Source organism: Pseudonocardia aurantiaca, assembly GCF_039526725.1.
Classification (GTDB): Bacteria; Actinomycetota; Actinomycetes; order Mycobacteriales; family Pseudonocardiaceae; genus Pseudonocardia; species Pseudonocardia aurantiaca.
On sequence record NZ_BAAAJG010000025.1, the window covers coordinates 101,427 to 118,897 of the forward strand.

Below are 17,471 nucleotides of genomic sequence, written 5' to 3' on the forward strand. Positions count from 1 at the left end.
GGTCCGGGCGGGCGTGTACGGCGACGGCGGGCACGTCGACGGCGACTCGCTGGTCTCGGCCGAGCTGCGGGCCTTCGCGGTCGCGCGGGTCGCCGTGCACGGCGGCGACACGCTCGCCAAGTCGCGGCGGCACCGCGCCGGGTTCGCGTCGTACGAGTTCGTGAAGGAGGCCGCCTGGACCGGTGCGCTGATGGGCGACCTCGTGGAGGAGCTGGGGCTGCCCTACCTCGAGTCGATCGTGGAGCCCGGTGAGCGGGTGCTCGCCAACGTCACACTGATCGCCATCGGTGACAAGGGCCAGCGCCGCGAGTTCGACGAGCTCGACTTGCTCGTCGTCGGGGCGGACGGGGTGGTCTCCCGGTACGTCAGCGCGAAGGCGAACCCGCGCAACTTCAAGCTGAAGAAGGACCGGAAGAAGGTCGCGGACCTGTTCCGGGACGTTCCCACCCACTCGCTCGCCGACCTGCGGACCTGGCTGGGGGCGAACACGCAGCTCAAGGCCGGTGAGATCGCGACGACCGAGTCGGTCGAGGTGGCGTACCGGACCGGCGGCGAGACGAGGGTGGTGACGCTCGACGAGTTCCGCCGGACGTTCCCGCCGCCCGCGGACGCCGGCCTGGTCCCGGTGGAGCCGCTCGTGCCCGCCGGGTTCGATTCCAGGGCCCACCAGCTGGAGCTGACGTGGGAGCAGGTCGCGGACATCGCGATCGCCGCGGTCCGGCGGTACCTCGAGGAGCAGGGGCTCGCGGGTGACGGGGCGCGCGGGGGGATGCTGGCCGTCGAGAACCTGCCCGCCCCTGTACGCGACGCCGTGCTGGCCGTCCTGCGCCGGTGGGCGCCGGTGATGCGGCCGATGTCCGGGTCCGAGTTCCCGTACCTGGCCCGCGGCCCGCCGCAGGTGGAAGGCCCTGTTGTCGTGCTGGACGCTGACCCGGCGCTGATCGCGGAGCTGGAGCGCGCGGGTCTCGTGGACCCGCTGCGGACGTTGCGTGCGTTCGGCTGGGTCGATCCGACGGTGGCGTTCGCCGCCGACGGTGTGGTTGTGATGTTCCGGCACCGGCTCGCCCAGCTGGACGAGCTGGTCGCCCGTGGTCTTCTTGCGCCGTCGTGGTTCCCGCGGCTGCGCGCGTACGAACACCGCTTCCGCATCGCGGCGCACCCCGCAGGCGAGGACGAGCGCGCCGCGGTGGCCGTTGCGCTGCTCGACGAGCTGCACGCCGCCGAACGGGCCGTGATGCGCGCTGGCGGCTGGCCGGTTGCGGTGGGCGGGCCCGACACCCGGACGCGCGCCGAGACGCTCGCGCGGGTGCCGGACGTCCAGCCGGGTGCCCGTCCGCTGTCCAGGGCGGAGTTCCCGCACCTGGCGCGCGCCCCGCCAGAGAACGTGGCCCATGTGCGCATCACCGACGCCGACCTCGGTGACGGTGGCTCGCTGATCGCGTTCGGCCAGGCCGGGATGATCGTGGTTCCGGCCCGGGTGGCGCGTGTGGTCGAGCGGTTGATCGCGGCCGATCCGGCGTTCGCGGACTGGTGGGCCCGGCTGCTGTACCACGAGCTCGGTGACCGTGCCGACAGCGCCGAGCAGCTGGCGGCCGAGCTGATGCGAGCGGTGGAAGGTGTGCTCGTCGGGCACCCGGTGCTGGCGGCGCTGGGCGTCGAGGCGCTCCCGGCGGGCCCCGGCCTGCCGCCGTTCGGGTACGGCGACTACTTCGGCAACCCGGAGTTCCGGGCCTCCGAGGAGGACCGGAGCCGTTACCTCGCCGATCCGCCGATGACCGCCTCGATGGTCGAGGCGATCCATCGCGCGATCGACCGCCTGGGTGCGTTCGGGGAGCGGATGCCGCGCGCGGACCTGCACGCGGTGCTCGCCTACCTGTCGACCCTGTACACGAAGCCCAACGCGGCACTGCGGGCAGGCGACGCCGACGGGATGGCCCGTTACGAGGCGTTCATCCGGGTGGCCGTGTCGGGGTTCAACCAGCTGCCAGCCGTCGCGGGTGAGACCAGCTACCGCGGCATCTGGATGTCGCAGGAGGACATCGCCGACCTGCCACGGACGCACCCGCTCGGTGGGCTGGTGGTCGATCCGGGGTTCGCCAGCACCGAGCTGCCCTGGTACGTCAAGGACCCCGCCAACCCGACTGAAGGGTTGCGCACCGTCTACTACGGCGAGAGCCCGGTCACGATCGAGGTCCGGTCCCGCACCGGGCGCAGCTCGATACAGCTGATGGACGTCATCCAGGGCCGGTTCCACGAGCTGACGTTCCTGCCCGGTTCCACGTTCCTGGTCCGTGACCTGCAGATCACTCGCACCGGGTCGGGCACGCTGGTGGCGCACCTGGTCCTGGAGGACGTCAGCCACCTGCGTCCGGCGGGCGGCGAGCAGGTGTCCGAGCTGCACACGCGGCTGGTGGGCGAGGTCGCCGCGCTACGGGACCTGATCGCGGGCGGCGGGCGCGCGCCGTCGTGGGCGTCCGCGCTGGACGTCGCCGAGCGCCTGCTCACGGCCGCCGAGGCCGAGCCCGTGCCGACCGGGCCGACGCACTGCGCACAGTGCGGCCACCGGGCCAGTGCGGATGCCCGGTTCTGTGAGCTGTGCGGTGCCAGGCTCTCTACCGCCGGTGACGGGCCGCGCGGCGGGATGCTGGCGATCGAGAATCTGCCCGCCCCCGTGCGGGACGCGGTGCTGACCGTCCTGCGCCGGTGGGCGCCGACGATGCGCCCGATGTCGGGAGCCGAGTTCCCGCACCTGGCGCGCGGCCCGCCGCAGACGGCCGGTCCCGTTGTGGTGCTGGACGCCGACCCGGCGTTGGTCGCGGAGCTGGAACGGGCCGGGCTCGTGAACCCGGTCGAGACGTTCCGGGCGTTCGGCTGGGTGGACCCCACGGTCCCGCTGGCCGCCGACGGCGTGGTCGTGATGTTCCGGGAGCGGCTGGCGGACCTGGACGCGCTGGTCGCTCGGGGCTACCTGGCGCAGGGGTGGTTCCGGCGGCTGCGGGCCTACGAGCAGCGGTTCCGCGTCGACGGGGTCCTGCCCCCGGCCGTCGACGGCGAGCGGGCGGCGGTGGCGGCGGCGCTGCTGGCCGAGCTACACGCCGCGGAACGCGCGGCGGCGGCCCAGGACGCACTCGCCGAGGTTCCGGCGGCTGTGGCCGACGTGCTCGCCGCCCTCCCGCCGGCCGACGCCCGGGCGGTGGCCGCCGCTGACCGGCCCGCGATCCCGGTCGGCGCCCGGTTCCCGCGGGGTGCCCTGGTGGCGGCTGCGGCGGCTCTGGCGGCGGGATGGGCCGCGAGCGGTCTGCTGCTCGGCGCGTCCGGCGCGGCGACGGTGCTCCTCGCGGGTGCCGCCGCGGTGGCCGGGGCGTTTGCGCTGGTCCCGGGCCTGCGTCAGCTGGTGCGGCAGCGGGGCCCGCCGCTGGTGGCGGCGGTCGTGCGGGTCGTCCGGGGTGCGCTGGTGGCCGGGGCGATCGCGGTCGCCGTGCTGACCGGGCTCGCGCCCGCGGCCGCCGCTGACGGCCCGGCCACCACAACCGAGGTTGTGGTGGCGCGGGGCGACTCGCTGTGGACGCTGCGCGGCGGCGCGGCGGGCGTCGAGGCGATCGTCGAGCTGAACCCCGGCCGGTTCCCGACCCTCGCGAGCCGTGACTTGCTCCACCCGGGCGGGCGGCTCGTGGTCCCGGCGGAGCAGACGGCGCCGGAGGTCACAGCGCCGCCGGAGGTCACAGCGCCGCCGGAGGTCACAGCGCCGCCTGAGGTGACCGCTCCGCATGAGGTGACCGCTCCGGCGGAGGAGACGGCCTCGCCCGAGGTGCAGCCATCGCCCGAGGTCACGGCGCCGCCGGTGACGGAGACCGGCGCCGAGGGTGGGCCGCGCTGGCTTACCTGGCTCGGCGGCGGGCTGGGTGTCGCCGGGCTGGTGGGGCTGCTGCGTCGGCGGGCTGCCCTCAAGCGGCAGCGGGTGTGGGCGGCGAAGGTCGCCGCCTGGGACGAGATCGGCGTCGCGGCCGCGCCCGCCGCTGGGTCGGACGTGCGGCTGGGCCACGTGCTGCAGTGGGTGTTCGGCGCGCTCGTCACCGGGCGTCCGGTCGCGGGGCTGCGCGACCTGGGCCACGGCCGGGGGGCCGGGCCGGAGCTGGCGGCGCTGTCGGCGTACCTGGCCGGGCTCCCGGACCGCGGCGCCGTCGGCAGGCTCGTCGCGGAGTTCGTGACCGCTGGCCTGCTGCGGGTCGAACGTACCTCGGAGGGCCGGGTGCTCATGCCGGCCGGGGTGTTGGCGCAGATGTGGGCGCTGGCCCCGCCGGAGCTGCGCGCGGCGCTGGCCCGCGACCCCGTCGCGGTGCTGGGCGACGGCGCGCTCGCGGCGGACCCTGCGCAGCTCGCCGACGCCGTGCTCGGCGCGCTGCGGGAGGCGATCTGGGACCGCGCCGCCGTGCGCCCGGGGCTGCCGTTGCGGCTGCGCGGCGGCCGGGCCCGGCTGAAGGCGCTGTTCGCGGGTGTGCGGCCGCTGAGCCGGGAGGTCGACCGCATCGCGGCCGAACTGCGCACCCCGCGCCGTCAGCTCAAGGTGGCCGAGGGCCTCGTGGACCGGCTGCTCGCCGCGGGCCGGGCCCGTAACGAGGCGATCCGGGCGTTCGTCGCGGCCGACCTGGCCGCCGAGCGGGCGCCCGGTGACCAGGGCGCCGCGGCCGCGCTGGCGATGGCGCGCGCGGAGTTGCAGCGGGCCGAGCGCGCGCACCTCCGGCTGCTGGCCAAGCTCCCGGCGCACGTGCGGGACGCCGGGCCGGAACGGGCGGTGGCCCGGATCGCCGCCGAGATCCGCGACCTCGAACAGCAGATGGCGCGCGCTCAGGACGCGGAGCGGGTCGCCGCGCTGGCCGCGTCGAACGCCGCCGCGGTGGCGGGCTACACCCGCCGCCAGGTGGGGCCTGTCCGGGACGCGGCGCTGCTCGGCTGGGCGCGGTTCATGGCCCCGCTGGCCGGGCTGATGGGAGCGTTCCCCGGCCAGGCGGCGGGCGCGCCGATGATCGCCTCCGCCGACTTCGCCGCGTACTACGGGCAGCCGACGTCTTGGGTGACCGGGCAGTGGGCGGCGGGCACCACGGCGGCGTCCGGCGCGGGGCTGGCCGCGGCGCTGCTGGGCGACCGCCTGATCAAGAACATGGTCGCGGTGGTGGTGATGGGCGCCGCCGGGTCGGCCGCGCTGCTGGTGCTCGGGATGGTGCCCGCGGCGATGCTCTTCTTCCCGTCGGTGTTCGTGGTCGGGTCGATGGGGGTGGCCGGTGGCCTGGTGCGCGGCCGGATGGACCGCTACCACCCAGTCGCGCGTGAGCTGAAGGACGCCCGCGAAGCCAGGTACGAGACGGCGTTCAAGGCCGCCCAGTTCGTGCTGCCGGTGGCGATCGGGCAGGGCATGGCTGTCGTCGGGTTCCAGGTGACGATGCTGGGGCTCGCCGTGCTGGCCGCGGCGCTGACGGCAGGCGTGTGGCTGGTGCTGCGCGGCGAGGGCCGGGGCGCGCAGCCACGCGCGCCGCCCGCGGTGTGGTCGTCCGTGGTGGGCAGCCTGCGTCAGATGATCGGCACCCCGCACGGGCTGCTGCGGGCCGCGCTGTCGATCCCCCTGCTCACGGCCCTGACCGGGCTGTACGCCACCGCGCTCGGCGGGGCGATGGTCGACCAGCTCGTGCTGCTCAACGACCCCACGCAGGCGATGTTCGCGACGACCGCGGTCGGCGTGAGCGTGCTCGTCACGGTGCGCGGGCTGGCGACCATGTTCACCGGCTCGAGTTGGCCGAAGCTCAAGGCGCTGCTCGGCAGCCCCGGCGCGGTCGCCAAGGCGCTCGGGCGTGACGTGCAGGTCGGGCCGGTCAGCGAGGCCAGGGTGCTGCGCGGGGTGACGCTGCTGCCGGTGGTGCTCGCGCTTCCGGCGTTGTGGCTGGTGCTCACCCCGGGCCTGTGGCCGTTCGGGGCGCTGCTGACCACGGGCGCGGTGCTGGCCGGTTGGGCGCGGATGCCGCTGAACCGCTGGGTCGAGGGCGCCACCGGCGCGTCGCTGAACAACACCGCCAAGGCGGGCACCATCGCACTCGGCGGCGCGGTGTCCGCCGCCCTGCTCGGCCAGTTCTCCACGCAGGTCAGCGAGCGGGTGGCGGCCGGGCAGCCCTACGCCGACGTCGTCGCGGCCGGGAACCTGCGCCTGGCGCTGCTGGTGATCCCGGTGGTGGTCCTGCCCGCGCTGGTGGCCCACCTGATCGGGAAGCTGCGCGTCGGCACCCTCGACGAGCTGCGCACGGCGCTGGAGAACGCAGGAGCGAGCGAGGCCGTCGCCGCCGGGATCGGGGCGAAACTCGCCGCCCGCGGCCTCAACGACGTCGGCTCGGCGCGCGCCCTGTTCCTGAGCCCGGCCTGGCGGCCGTGGTTCGGGGCCGGGTGGCGGTTGGCGGCCCGCACCGCCCGTCAGGGTTCGGTCGACCTCACCCCGCAGGAACGGGAGTGGCTGGTCGCCGCGCTGGAGACGTTCGGCCCCTCTGGCCACGGCCCCGGACCCCGGGCCGCCCGGGTGCTGGTGCTCTTGCGCACCGCCCGGACTGTGGTGCTGCGGTGGTTCCGGCTCGCGGGGTTCACGGTGCTGGTTGCCGGGGGCATGACGGCGGTGGCGGCGCTGGTGCGCCCCGACTCTGCTGCGGCCGCGGCGCACGGCGCGGCTGCGGTGGCGCCGGGCTGGTGGGACGGCGCCGCCGGAACTGCGACGGCTGTCGGGGCCGTCCTGATCCTGGGAGCGGCCGTCGTCGCGAGGCACACGGTGGTGCGGGGCATCGAGCGCGCGTTCGGGGACGTCCAGGTCGGGCTCAAGGCGTGGCTGGACGACATCGATGAAGCCCGGTGGTACTTCGTCCACGAGGCGCCGGCGCACCGGCCCTACGCGTTGCGGTTGCTGGAGGACGCGGAAGCCGGCCTCCACCAGCTGGGTCGCCGGTTGTCGGCACCGGGTGGGTGGTTGCTGCCGCGTGGGCGCCGGTCCGCTCTAGCCGGTGCGGTGGCCGACGGGTTGGCGGAGATCGGCGTGGTGCGCCGCTTCCACGATTTTCTCGTGCTGGGCGAACGCGGCGTCGAGCCGGGCGCACAGTTCTGGGCGGCGGCCGTGCCGGTGCTCGCGGAACTCGACGTGATGGCGAGGGAGCCGGTGGGCCCCGGACAGATGCGTCGTCGCCTGCTGGACGTGCTGGCCCCCGCGTGGGCGCGAACGACGCCGGACGCGCAGCCGTGGGCGTTCCTCGACGCTCCGCCGCCAGGGATGCGGCATGACCGCCTCGACCGCCGTTCGTGGTCCGAGTGGAGTCGCCGGGGCCGGTTGAGCGTGCTGGTGGCGGCCCTGATCGAGCCTGAACTGGCCGCGCAGTACGCCCAGAAGCAACTGTTCCGGCATCTCTCCGCGGTGCTCGCCGAAGGGGTTGTCGAGCTGGAGTTCGTGCGCGCGGAGCGGGGGGACGTCGCGCCGGTCTTGGCGCCGCTGCTCGTCGTCGAGCTCGGACTGGAAGCCCTCGACCAACTCCTGTTCTGGGAGGTGCCCGCGCCAGAGGGCCTGCGTGCCCAGGTCGCGGCCGCGCGGGCCGTCCTGTGGAGCGCGACCTCCCCGGACGAGCCGTGACCACCGTCGCCGGGCGGAGAACCCGGCGGCCCCGCACCGATCGGGGCCCTGACGAACCGGCCCTGCCATTCACCCCACGTCCGAGCACAGCCCAGACCGCTCCCCGAGAAGAGAGATGAGATCGATGTTCGAGTCCCTGTTGTCCGACCACCAGACCGCCCACCTGCTGCGGACCAACCTCGAGGACGTGCGGGAGCCGCGGTTCCGCACGCTGCGCACAGCGCTGTCGTGGGCCGCCCCGGCCGCGGCGATGATCGCCGGAGCGTGGGCGGCCGGGGCGCTCCTGGCTGGGGCGACGCACCCCGTCGCCCCATACGTGCTGGTGGTGGGCGGCCTCGCGGCCGGGGTGGCTGCCTTCGGCGGAATGAACCTGTTCGAGCGGCTGGTCGGACCGTCTGGCGCGGCGATCGGCGTCGGCGTGGCGCTCCAGCTCGCACTACCGCCGTTGCTCGACGCCGGGATGCTCCCGGGCTGGGTGGTGCCGCTGGGCTGGCTGGCCACGGCGGTGCCGGCGGGAGTGGTCGTGCGGCGGGCGCACAACCGGCAGCCTCCCGTGATCAGGACGGCCCGGCCGGTGGTCCTGACGCGGGCGGAGCTGGACGCGCTGGTGGGCCCGGCGACCCGTGGTATCGGGTCCGCATCCGTGGCGGTGTCCGGCCGGTTCCGGCTGCGCGGCTGGCCGCGTACGGCGCTGCAGGCCGTCGAGTTGGGTGGGAACCCGCCGCCCGAGATCGACGCGGTGGTCAGCCTGCAGTCCTCGTCGGGCCGCGGCACCGGGTTCCTGATCCGGGACGACGGCACCACCGCGGACCTGGTGACGAACGAGCACCTGTTCCGGAAGTCGCGCACGGCGCGCGCCGGGATCGCGGGGACGGTCCGCCGGGCGATCCCGCTGCCGCGTCCGAACCCGGTGCGGTTCGCGGAACTGCTGGCCGACGCGGTGCCAGGGCTCAGCCGCGAGGAGCGATCGGCGCTGGCCGAGGAGACCGACCTGAGGGTCGTCCGCATCGACTCCCGCGGGCTCGCCGTTGCGCCGCTGCCGATCTCGACGGCCGCAGACGGCGACGAGGCCGTGCTGTCGGTCGGCTACCCGCTCGGCGGGATACCGCGGCTCGTGTGGCCCGCTAACCCGATGCCGGTGCCCGTGATCGGCATCGGCCGGCTGGCCCGGCGGGCTGGGCAGGCCGAGTTGTGGTCGCCGTGGCGGATCCAGCCAGGCAACTCGGGAGGACCGCTGCTGGTCAGGGAGCGGGGCGCGCTCCGCGTCGCGGCGGTGACCTACCTGCAGCACGCGTCGAGGCGGTCGCGGGGCGACGCCCCGCACATCTCCGCCTCGGTACTGCGCGCCTACCTGGCCGCGCTGGACGAGCACGGATGAGTGGCCGCCGGCAGCGCCGGCTCAGAGGAGTGCGTCGAGGTCGATCTTGGCCGGGAACGGCTCGGCTGCGGAGAAGGAGCCGGTCACGGCGCCCGCATCGGCGTAGCCGAACTCGCCGGCGAGGTGACAGGCCAGCAGCGAGACGGGCTCCGACACGTCGAGGATCCAGTAGTGCGCGATGCCCGCGTCGGCGTACTCGCCGCGTTTGTGGACGTGGTCCGTGCGCCGCGAACCGGGGGACAGCACTTCGACCACCACGAGCACCTCGGACGCCCGGATGACCCCGCCGTCACGGCGGGTGCGCAGCCGCGCCTCCCGGGACGCGACGATCACGTCGGGCCGCCGGACGGTGCCCGGCGCGTCCGCAGGGGCGAGTTGGAGGTCGACGTCCATGTCGAGGAGGACCTCGAACTCGGGCGGTAGCTGGCCGCGCAGCGCAACCCCCAGCTCGAAGGCAGCTCTGTTGTGGTCGGCAGCCGGACTCAGGGTCATGAGCAGTCGGCCTTGCACGAGCTCGCTGTAGCCGAGTTCGATCTCACGGATCTCGAGGTACTCGGCCACGGTCAGCAGATGGCGCGGGGCGACCGGCTGGATCGTCACGGCAACATCCTCACGTCATCGCCGAGGGTGGCACGTGCCACCGACGATCCTCGCAGCCACGCCGTGGGAACGATCCCGTGCTCAGTCGGCTGCCGGGCAGGATCGCCCGGCAGCCGGCGCGGCGCGATCAGCTGGAAACCGGCTCCAGGACGAACACGGGGATCTGCCGGTCGGTCTTCTTCTGGTAGTCGGCGTAGTCCGGGTAAGCGGCCACCGCGCGCTTCCACCAGTCGGCCTTCTCGTCGCCCGTGACCTCGCGGGCCCGGAAGTCCCTGGTGACCGTGCCGTCCTGCAGTTCGACGTGCGGCTCGGCCTTGACGTTGTAGTACCAGACCGGGTGCTTCGGCGCCCCACCGAGCGACGCGACGATCGCGTACAGCCCGTCGTGCTCCACGCGCATCAGCGGCACCTTGCGCAGCTTGCCGCTCTTCACGCCGCGCGTGGTCAGCAGGATGACCGCGCGGCCCTTGATGTCGACGCTCTCGGTCGTGCCGGTCTCGAAGATCTTCTCGGTCTGCTCGCGAACCCAGCCCTCTGGGCTCAGCTCGTACTCACCGTCAAGTGGCATGTCCCGATCCAACGCCGCAAAGCCGGCTCCTCTTCCCGCCCGACGTGGTGGCGCGGCGACCGGGGGCCGGGTTACGGTGACCGGTACGCGGGAGCTCGCAGCGAGCGGGCTGAGAGGGTGGCTGGCGCCGCCGACCGCATGAACCTGTCCGGGTAATTCCGGCGTAGGGAGGCGAAATGGGAGAACCCACGGTGGGCACGACTCCGCCCCGTGTCATGACGATTGCGGGCACCGACTCTGGCGGCGGCGCCGGTGTGGCCGCCGACCTGCGCGCACTGGCGGCGTGCGGCGTCCACGGCTGTGTGGCGGTCACGGCCGTCACCGTGCAGAACTCGCTCGGCGTGTCCGGTTTCCACGCGCTCCCGCCCGAGACCGTCGCGGCCCAGATCGAGACGGTCGCCACCGACATCGGGCTGGACGCCGCGAAGACCGGCATGCTCGCCAGCACCCCGATCATCCAGGCCATCGTGGGCGCGTGCGACGGGGTGGGGATCGGCGGCGACGGCCCCATTCCGTTCGTGGTCGACCCGGTCGCGGCGTCGATGCACGGTGACCCATTGCTCGCCGAGGACGCGCTCGAGGCCTACCGCGGCCTGCTGTTCCCGCGGGCCACCCTGATCACCCCGAACCTCGACGAGGTGCGGCTGCTGGCCGGAGTCGACGTGCACGACCGCGAAGCGCAGTACGACGCCGCCAAGGTGATGCACGGCTTCGGCTCGAAGTACGTGCTGGTCAAGGGCGGCCACCTGCGCGAGGACACCGAGTGGTGCGTCGACCTCCTGTACGACGGCCACACGTTCACCGAGCTGTCCGGCCCGCGCTTCGACACCGGCAACACCCACGGCGGAGGCGACAACATGGCCTCGGCCGCCGCCTCCGGGCTGGCGCGCGGGATGAGCGTGCCCGACGCAGTGGCGTTCGCGAAGCGGTACATCGTGGAGGCCGTCCGGCACTCCTACCCGCTCGGCGCCGGCCACGGACCGGTCTCGCCGCTCTGGACGGTGCGGCCGTGGTGGGAGGAGCCCACCCCCTGATCTCCCGGCCGTCCCGGCCGGTGAGCACAACTGGAATACGCGGGAGCTCGTGATGCAACGGGCTGAGAGGGCGGAGCACCGCCGACCGCAGAACCTGTCCGGGTAATGCCGGCGTAGGAAGGAAAGCCGATATGACGGCACTCGACGACCGTTCGGTCGCGCCCCAGGTCACCACGGGTCCCATCCGGGGCTCGCGCAAGGCGTACCTGGACGGCCCGGATGGTCTGCGCGTCCCGGTCCGCCGGATCGAGCTCAGCAACGGCGAGCACCACGACGTCTATGACACCTCGGGGCCCTACTCGGACGAGAACGCTGTGGTGGACGTCCGCGCGGGGCTGCCCCCGCTGCGCACGCCGTGGATCGACGCTCGGGAACCGGTGGCGGGCGCGGCCACCCAGCTGGCATGGGCCAGGTCCGGGATGATCACGCCGGAGATGCGGTTCATCGCGGTCCGGGAGGGCGTGGACGCGGAGCTGGTGCGCTCCGAGGTCGCGTGCGGCCGGGCGGTGATCCCGGCCAACCGGAACCACCCGGAGGCCGAGCCGATGGTGATCGGGCGCTCGTTCCTCGTGAAGATCAACGCCAACCTCGGCAACTCCGCCGTGACCTCCTCGATCGAGGAAGAGGTGGAGAAGATGGTGTGGGCCACCCGCTGGGGCGCCGACACCGTCATGGACCTCTCCACCGGCGCGAACATCCACGAGACCCGCGAGTGGATCCTGCGCAACTCGCCGGTGCCCATCGGCACGGTCCCGATCTACCAGGCGCTGGAGAAGGTGAAGGGCGACCCCACGAAGCTCTCATGGGACGTCTACCGCGACACCGTGGTGGAGCAGTGCGAGCAGGGCGTCGACTACATGACGGTGCACGCGGGCGTGCTGCTGCGGTATGTCCCGCTCACCGCGAAGCGGGTCACGGGGATCGTGTCCCGCGGCGGGTCGATCATGGCGGCGTGGTGCCTCGCGCACCACCGTGAGTCGTTCCTCTACACGCACTTCGCGGAGCTCTGCGACATCCTGCGCACCTACGACGTCACGTTCTCCCTCGGCGACGGGTTGCGGCCCGGCTCGATCGCCGACGCCAACGACGACGCCCAGCTCGCCGAGCTGCGCACGCTCGGGGAGCTGACGGCGATCGCCCGCTCCCGTGACGTGCAGGTGATGATCGAGGGCCCCGGCCACGTTCCGCTCCACAAGATCGCGGAGAACGTGCGGCTGGAGGAGGAATGGTGCGGCGAGGCGCCGTTCTACACGCTCGGCCCGCTCGCCACGGACATCGCGCCCGGCTACGACCACATCACCAGCGCCATCGGGGCCGCCACCATCGCCGCGCGCGGTACGGCCATGCTCTGCTACGTCACGCCGAAGGAGCACCTCGGCCTGCCGGACCGCGACGACGTCAAGACGGGCGTGATCACCTACAAGATCGCCGCGCACGCCGCCGACCTGGCCAAGGAGCACCCACGCGCCCAGGCCCGTGACGACGCGCTGTCGGCGGCGCGCTTCGAGTTCCGCTGGCTCGACCAGTTCCACCTGTCGCTCGACCCGGACACAGCGCTGGCGTTCCACGACGAGACGCTCCCGGCCGAGCCGGCCAAGAACGCGCACTTCTGCTCGATGTGCGGGCCGAAGTTCTGCTCGATGCGGATCACCCAGGACGTCCGCGACTACGCCGAGAAGCACGGCCTGACCAGCATCGAAGCGATCGAGGCCGGATTGTCGGAGAAGTCGACGGAGTTCGCGGAGAACGGCGGGAAGGTCTACCTGCCGGTGGTCGAGGGATAGCGTCGGGTTGCAGCAAGGTGGCTTGCGGGGGTGACCCGGATGCTCACGCCTGCCCCCGGTCGAGCCCGGCGCCTGCGCCGATCCTGTGGCGGGCCGCCGGGATGACCAGGGGAGTGCCGGTCTCCGGGTCGTCGATGACCCGGCATACCAGCCCGAACACCTCCTCCACCAGCTCGGCGGTGACGATCTCCCGCGGGTCGCCTGCGGCCACCACCCGTCCGTCGCGCATCGCGATGAGGTGCGTCGCGTAGCGGGCAGCGTGGTTGAGGTCGTGCAGCACCGCCACCAGCGTGCGGCCCTGCTCCTGGTGCAGCCGGGCGCAGAGATCGAGCACCTCGATCTGATGGGCGATGTCCAGGTAGGTGGTCGGCTCGTCCAGCAGCAGCAGGGGAGTCTGCTGGGCCAGCGCCATCGCGATCCAGACCCGCTGCCGCTGGCCGCCGGAGAGCTCGTCGACAGGGCGGTCGGCCAGGTCGGCGACCCCGGTGGCGGCCATCGACTCGGCGACCACCCGCTCGTCCTCGCGGGACCACTGGCGCAGCAGCCCCTGGTGCGGGTAGCGGCCGCGGGCGACCAACTCGGCGACGCCGATGCCGTCCGGCGCCACGGACGACTGCGGCAGCAGCCCGAGCGTACGGGCGACGGCGCGGGCCGGTCGCCGGTGGATGTCCGCACCGTCCAGCAGCACGGCCCCGGCGGTCGGCCGCAGCAGCCGGGCCAGCGCCCGCAGCAGCGTGGATTTCCCGCAGGCGTTCGGGCCGATGATGATGGTGAATGACCGGTCCGGCACGGTGACCGTGAGGTCCGTGGCGACGGTGTGCCGCTCGTAGGCGAGGGTCATGCCGTGCCCGCCGAGCCGCCAGGTCGTCATGGGAGTCGCTCCGTTCTCGTCACCAGGCGTGCCGGCCGTCTCGGCGCCGTCACAGCCGGCCCGCCCTGCGTTCGGTAGCGAGCAGCCAGATCAGATAGCCGCCGCCCAGCACGCCGGTCAGCGCGCCCACCGGCAGCTGGTGTCCGGCGACCGCTCGCTGCGCCACCTGGTCGGCGGCGACCAGTAGCACCGCACCCACCGCCATCGCCGGCAGCAGGTTCGGCCCGGGCGCCCGGGTCAGCCGCCGGGCCAGGTGCGGCGCGGTGAGCGCCACGAACGACACCGGCCCGGCGGCGGCCGCCGCGAGGGAGACCAGCAGCACCGCTGCGCCGAGCAGGAGCAGCCGCAGCCGCTGCACCGGGACGCCGAGCGCCGCGGCGGCGTCGTCACCCAGCTCGGTCATCCGCAGCGCTGGCCCGCAGGCCAGGAAGACCGTCGGCACCAGCACGGCCAGCGCGACGAGCAGGGGCAGCGCGTTGACCCAGCCGCGCCCGTCCAGGCTGCCGGTGAGCCAGAGCACCGCCCGGGAGGCGTCCATCAACGGCGCCCGGGTCAGCAGGTAGCCGTTGACTCCGGTGAGGATCGCGCTGATGCCGATGCCGACCAGGATCAGCCGGTATCCGTGCACCCCGCGCCGCCAGGCGAGGGCGTGCACCAGCACGCCGGTGAGCAGCCCGCCGGCGACCGCCGCCGCGCCAAGGGCCAGGCTGCTTCCGCCGACCACGACCACCAGCAGCGCGCCGGTCGCCGCGCCCTGGGTGAAGCCGAGCACGTCGGGGCTGCCCAGCGGGTTGCGGATCAGCGACTGGAACACCGCGCCGGCCAGGGCCAGGGCGGCACCGACGCAGAGCGCGGTGACCACCCGGGGCAGGCGCAGCTCGGTGACGATGAAGTGCTCCGCGGGGTCGCCCCCGCCGGTCAGGACGCGCAGCACGTCGACCGGGCTCAGCGGGTAGTCGCCGCTGCCGACGGCGATCACGCCCAGCGCCAGGGCGAGCAGGGCGCAGCCGGTGCCGACGGCGAGTGCCCGTGGGCGGAGCCGCAGCGAGAGACCGTCCGGGGTGCGGATCACGATCACGGGCGGGCCACCCGTCCGCGCCCGACCAGGTGCAGGAAGAGCAGGCCACCCAGCACCGCCGTCACCAGCCCGACCTGGAGTTCGCCGGGACTGCCCAGCACCCGGCCCGCGACGTCGGCGCCGAGCAGCAGCACCGGCGCGAGCAGCGCGCAGTACGGCAGCAGCCAGCGCAGGTCCGGGCCGGTGAGGGCACGGACCAGGTGCGGCACGAGCAGCCCGACGAAGACGATCGGCCCGCAGGCGGCGGTGGCGGCGCCGCAGAGCAGCGTGATTGCCGCGATGACGGCGGCCCGGACCAGGGCGGGGCGGGCGCCCAGCGCCCGCGCGGCGTCGTCGCCGAGGGCCAGCGCGTTGAGCGGGCGTGCCGCGGCCAGCGCGACCAGCAGCCCGGCGAGGATGAACGGCAGCACCCGGACGACGGTGTCGGTTTCCGCGCTGGCCAGCGAGCCCACCGTCCAGAACCGCAGCCGGTCGAGCGAGACGGCGTCGATCAGCATCACGGCGCTGACGTAGGAGTAGAGCGTGGCGTTGAGCGCTGCGCCGGCAAGCGACAGCCGGGCCGGGGTGGCTCCGCGCCCACCACCCACGGCGTAGACACCTGCGGTGACCGCCGCCGCGCCGAGCAGCGCGAACCAGACGTAGCCGCCGACCCCGGTGACGCCGAGGAAGGCCGTGGCGGTCGCGACCGCCGCCGCGGCGCCTGCGTTGATGCCGAGCAGCCCGGGATCGGCGAGCGCGTTGCGGGTCAGCGCCTGCATCGCCGCCCCCGCCACGCCGAGCGCGCTGCCGGCGAGCAGGCCGAGCAGCGCACGGGGCAGCCGCATGTGGTGCACGACCGCGTACTCGGGCGAGGCCGGGTGCAACAGGCCCTGCCACACGTCGCCGAGCGGCAGGTGTTTTGCACCGATCGCGATGCTGAGCACGGTGACGGCGGCGAGCAGCAGCAGGGAGAGGGCCAGGCCGCCGGCCCTCAGTGCGATGCGTCCCGATCGGCGGGCGTACGGCGGCGGGTGGGGCGCCGCGGTTCCTTCACCGCTGGATGGTGAATGGATGACGGACAGTGTGGCCTCCGGTGCCGTGCGGAACGCCAAACGAGGCTTGACAGTGATTTAGGTGAGGTTAACCTAACCGCGCTGTCCATGGTCATCACCCTCGACGAAAGATCACACTCATGCCCGATCCCGGGTCCGCCCGCCGCCTGTCCCGTCGTCGCCTGCTGGCCGCCGGCGGGGCCGCCACCCTGGTCGCTCTGCTGGCCGGCTGCGGCCGCGACTCCGCCGTCCCTGCCGCCAGCGGCTCCACCGGCCCCTGGACCTTCACCGACGACCGCGACCAGAAGGTCAGCACCGGCAACCGGCCCTCCCGATTGGTCGCCTTCACGGGTGTGGCCGCGGCCCTGGTCGACTTCGGACTGGACAAGCAGATCGTCGGCGTCTTCGGCGAGACGAAGCGCGCCGACGGCACGGCCGACCCGCAGGCCGGCGACCTGAACGTGGGGAGCGTGGAGATCCTCGGCAACGTCTGGGGCGAGTTCAACCTGGAGAAGTACGCTGCGCTCCGCCCTGACCTCCTCGTCACCCACATGTACGACCCGGGCGAGCTCTGGTACGTGCCGGACGAGAGCAAGGACCAGATCCTGCCGCTGGCGCCCAGCGTCGCCGTCACCACCGCCCGGGTTCCGATGACCCGGCCGATCGAGCGGTACGCGCAGCTCGCCCAGGCCCTCGGCGCCGACTTGTCGGCGAAGAAGGTCACCGATGCCAAGGCCCGCTTCGAGGCGGCCGCCGAGGCGGTCCGGCAGGCGGTGACGGCCAACCCCGGCATCAGGGTCATGGCTGCCTCCGGCAGCCCCGACCTCTTCTACGTCTCCAACCCGAAGGTCAGCACCGACCTGATGTACTTCGCCGAACTCGGCGTCGACATGGTGGTCCCCACCGAGCTGGAGGCGGGCGACTACTTCGAGGCGCTCAGCTGGGAGAACGCCGGCGACTTCCCGGCCGACCTGATCCTGCTCGACAACCGCAGCACCGCCCTGCAGCCCACGGACCTCGCGGCCAAGCCCACCTGGCAGCAACTGCCCGCGGTGAAGGCCGGCCAGGTCACCCCCTGGGATGCGGTGCCCCGCTTCTCCTACGCCGGTTCCGCCCCGCTGCTGGAGAACCTGGCCAAAGCCATCCAGAGCGCGAGGAAGGTCGGCTGATGGGCGCGGATGCCGGCACCATCGCCGGGCAGTACCGCCTCTCCGAGATCCGCTGGATCGTGCGGGGCATACCCCGCCCGGCAGCGACCGGCTGGTGTCGACCGTTCGCATCGCCCGGTTGCCGGTCGACACCACGTACGCCTGGGTCGCGGGCGAGTCCGCGACGGTCCGGGCGGTGCGCCGACATCTGCTCGGCGAACGCGGCCTGGACCGCCGGCACGTCACCTTCTCCGGCTACTGGCGCCGGGGCGCCTAGGAGGACGACCTCCGCGCGGCGGCGCTCGCCACCGCCACCGACTGACGGCCATCACCC

Annotated in this window: 11 protein-coding genes and 1 riboswitch (1 of these 12 only partly in view); of the genes, 6 read left to right on the plus strand and 5 right to left on the minus strand. The window is 73.8% G+C overall.

Annotated features, from left to right (window positions below; all coding sequences use genetic code 11):
* Positions 1 to 7,645: the 3' portion of a preprotein translocase subunit SecA gene (locus ABD143_RS29120; protein WP_343984646.1), read on the plus strand. 21,662 nt of this gene lie to the left of the window's left edge; 7,645 of the gene's 29,307 nt are visible here — the last part of the coding sequence; its start codon lies beyond the left edge, outside the window; it ends in the stop codon at positions 7,643 to 7,645.
* A gap of 124 nt (positions 7,646 to 7,769) precedes the next feature.
* The gene (locus tag ABD143_RS29125) at positions 7,770 to 9,023 is read left to right on the plus strand and encodes a S1 family peptidase (protein WP_343984647.1); all 1,254 of its coding nucleotides are present in this window, start codon (positions 7,770 to 7,772) and stop codon (positions 9,021 to 9,023) included.
* A gap of 21 nt (positions 9,024 to 9,044) precedes the next feature.
* Here the strand turns inward: ABD143_RS29125 and ABD143_RS29130 are convergent, their stop codons facing one another.
* Positions 9,045 to 9,623 carry a Uma2 family endonuclease gene (locus tag ABD143_RS29130; RefSeq protein ID WP_343984648.1) on the minus strand — a complete coding sequence of 193 codons (579 nt, stop codon included), beginning with the start codon at positions 9,621 to 9,623 and terminating at the stop codon, positions 9,045 to 9,047.
* A gap of 127 nt (positions 9,624 to 9,750) precedes the next feature.
* Positions 9,751 to 10,191: a nitroreductase family deazaflavin-dependent oxidoreductase gene (locus ABD143_RS29135; RefSeq protein WP_343984649.1), complete on the minus strand. Its 441-nt coding sequence runs from the start codon at positions 10,189 to 10,191 to the stop codon at positions 9,751 to 9,753.
* Positions 10,192 to 10,367: 176 nt separating this feature from the next.
* Here ABD143_RS29135 and thiD point away from each other — a divergent pair, with 176 nt between their 5' ends.
* Together thiD and thiC are read left to right on the plus strand one after the other, a co-directional pair.
* Positions 10,368 to 11,225: a bifunctional hydroxymethylpyrimidine kinase/phosphomethylpyrimidine kinase gene (gene thiD / locus ABD143_RS29140; RefSeq protein WP_343984650.1), complete on the plus strand. Its 858-nt coding sequence runs from the start codon at positions 10,368 to 10,370 to the stop codon at positions 11,223 to 11,225.
* Between the two features lie 29 nt (positions 11,226 to 11,254).
* A riboswitch (TPP riboswitch) is annotated at positions 11,255 to 11,362 on the plus strand.
* Entirely contained in the window at positions 11,357 to 13,009 is a 1,653-nt protein-coding gene (gene thiC, locus ABD143_RS29145; RefSeq protein WP_343984651.1) for a phosphomethylpyrimidine synthase ThiC, read from the plus strand. (Overlaps the previous riboswitch by 6 nt.)
* Positions 13,010 to 13,052: 43 nt before the next feature.
* On the opposite strand, the gene ABD143_RS29150 is transcribed toward thiC, so the two are convergent.
* Genes ABD143_RS29150 through ABD143_RS29160 form a run of 3 tightly spaced genes read right to left on the minus strand, consistent with a single transcriptional unit; the run spans position 13,053 to position 16,049 of the window.
* On the minus strand, positions 13,053 to 13,880 hold the full coding sequence (locus tag ABD143_RS29150; RefSeq protein ID WP_343984652.1) for an ABC transporter ATP-binding protein: 828 nt from the start codon (positions 13,878 to 13,880) through the stop codon (positions 13,053 to 13,055).
* A 49-nt stretch (positions 13,881 to 13,929) separates the two neighbouring features.
* Positions 13,930 to 14,958, minus strand: a complete 1,029-nt coding sequence (locus ABD143_RS29155; RefSeq protein WP_343984653.1) for a FecCD family ABC transporter permease — start codon at positions 14,956 to 14,958, stop codon at positions 13,930 to 13,932.
* Positions 14,955 to 16,049, minus strand: coding sequence for a FecCD family ABC transporter permease (locus ABD143_RS29160; protein ID WP_343984654.1), 1,095 nt, complete (start codon positions 16,047 to 16,049; stop codon positions 14,955 to 14,957). Before ABD143_RS29160 ends, ABD143_RS29155 begins: the two co-directional genes overlap by 4 nt.
* 80 nt (positions 16,050 to 16,129) lie before the next feature.
* On the opposite strand from ABD143_RS29160, the gene ABD143_RS29165 reads away from it, so the two are divergent.
* Positions 16,130 to 17,158 (plus strand): ABC transporter substrate-binding protein, encoded by a 1,029-nt coding sequence (locus tag ABD143_RS29165; RefSeq protein WP_343984655.1) that lies wholly within the window; start codon positions 16,130 to 16,132, stop codon positions 17,156 to 17,158.
* The gene (locus ABD143_RS29170; protein ID WP_343984656.1) at positions 17,070 to 17,414 is read left to right on the plus strand and encodes an SIP domain-containing protein; all 345 of its coding nucleotides are present in this window, start codon (positions 17,070 to 17,072) and stop codon (positions 17,412 to 17,414) included. The genes ABD143_RS29165 and ABD143_RS29170 overlap by 89 nt, the downstream gene beginning before the upstream one ends.
* Positions 17,415 to 17,471 lie beyond the last annotated feature (57 nt).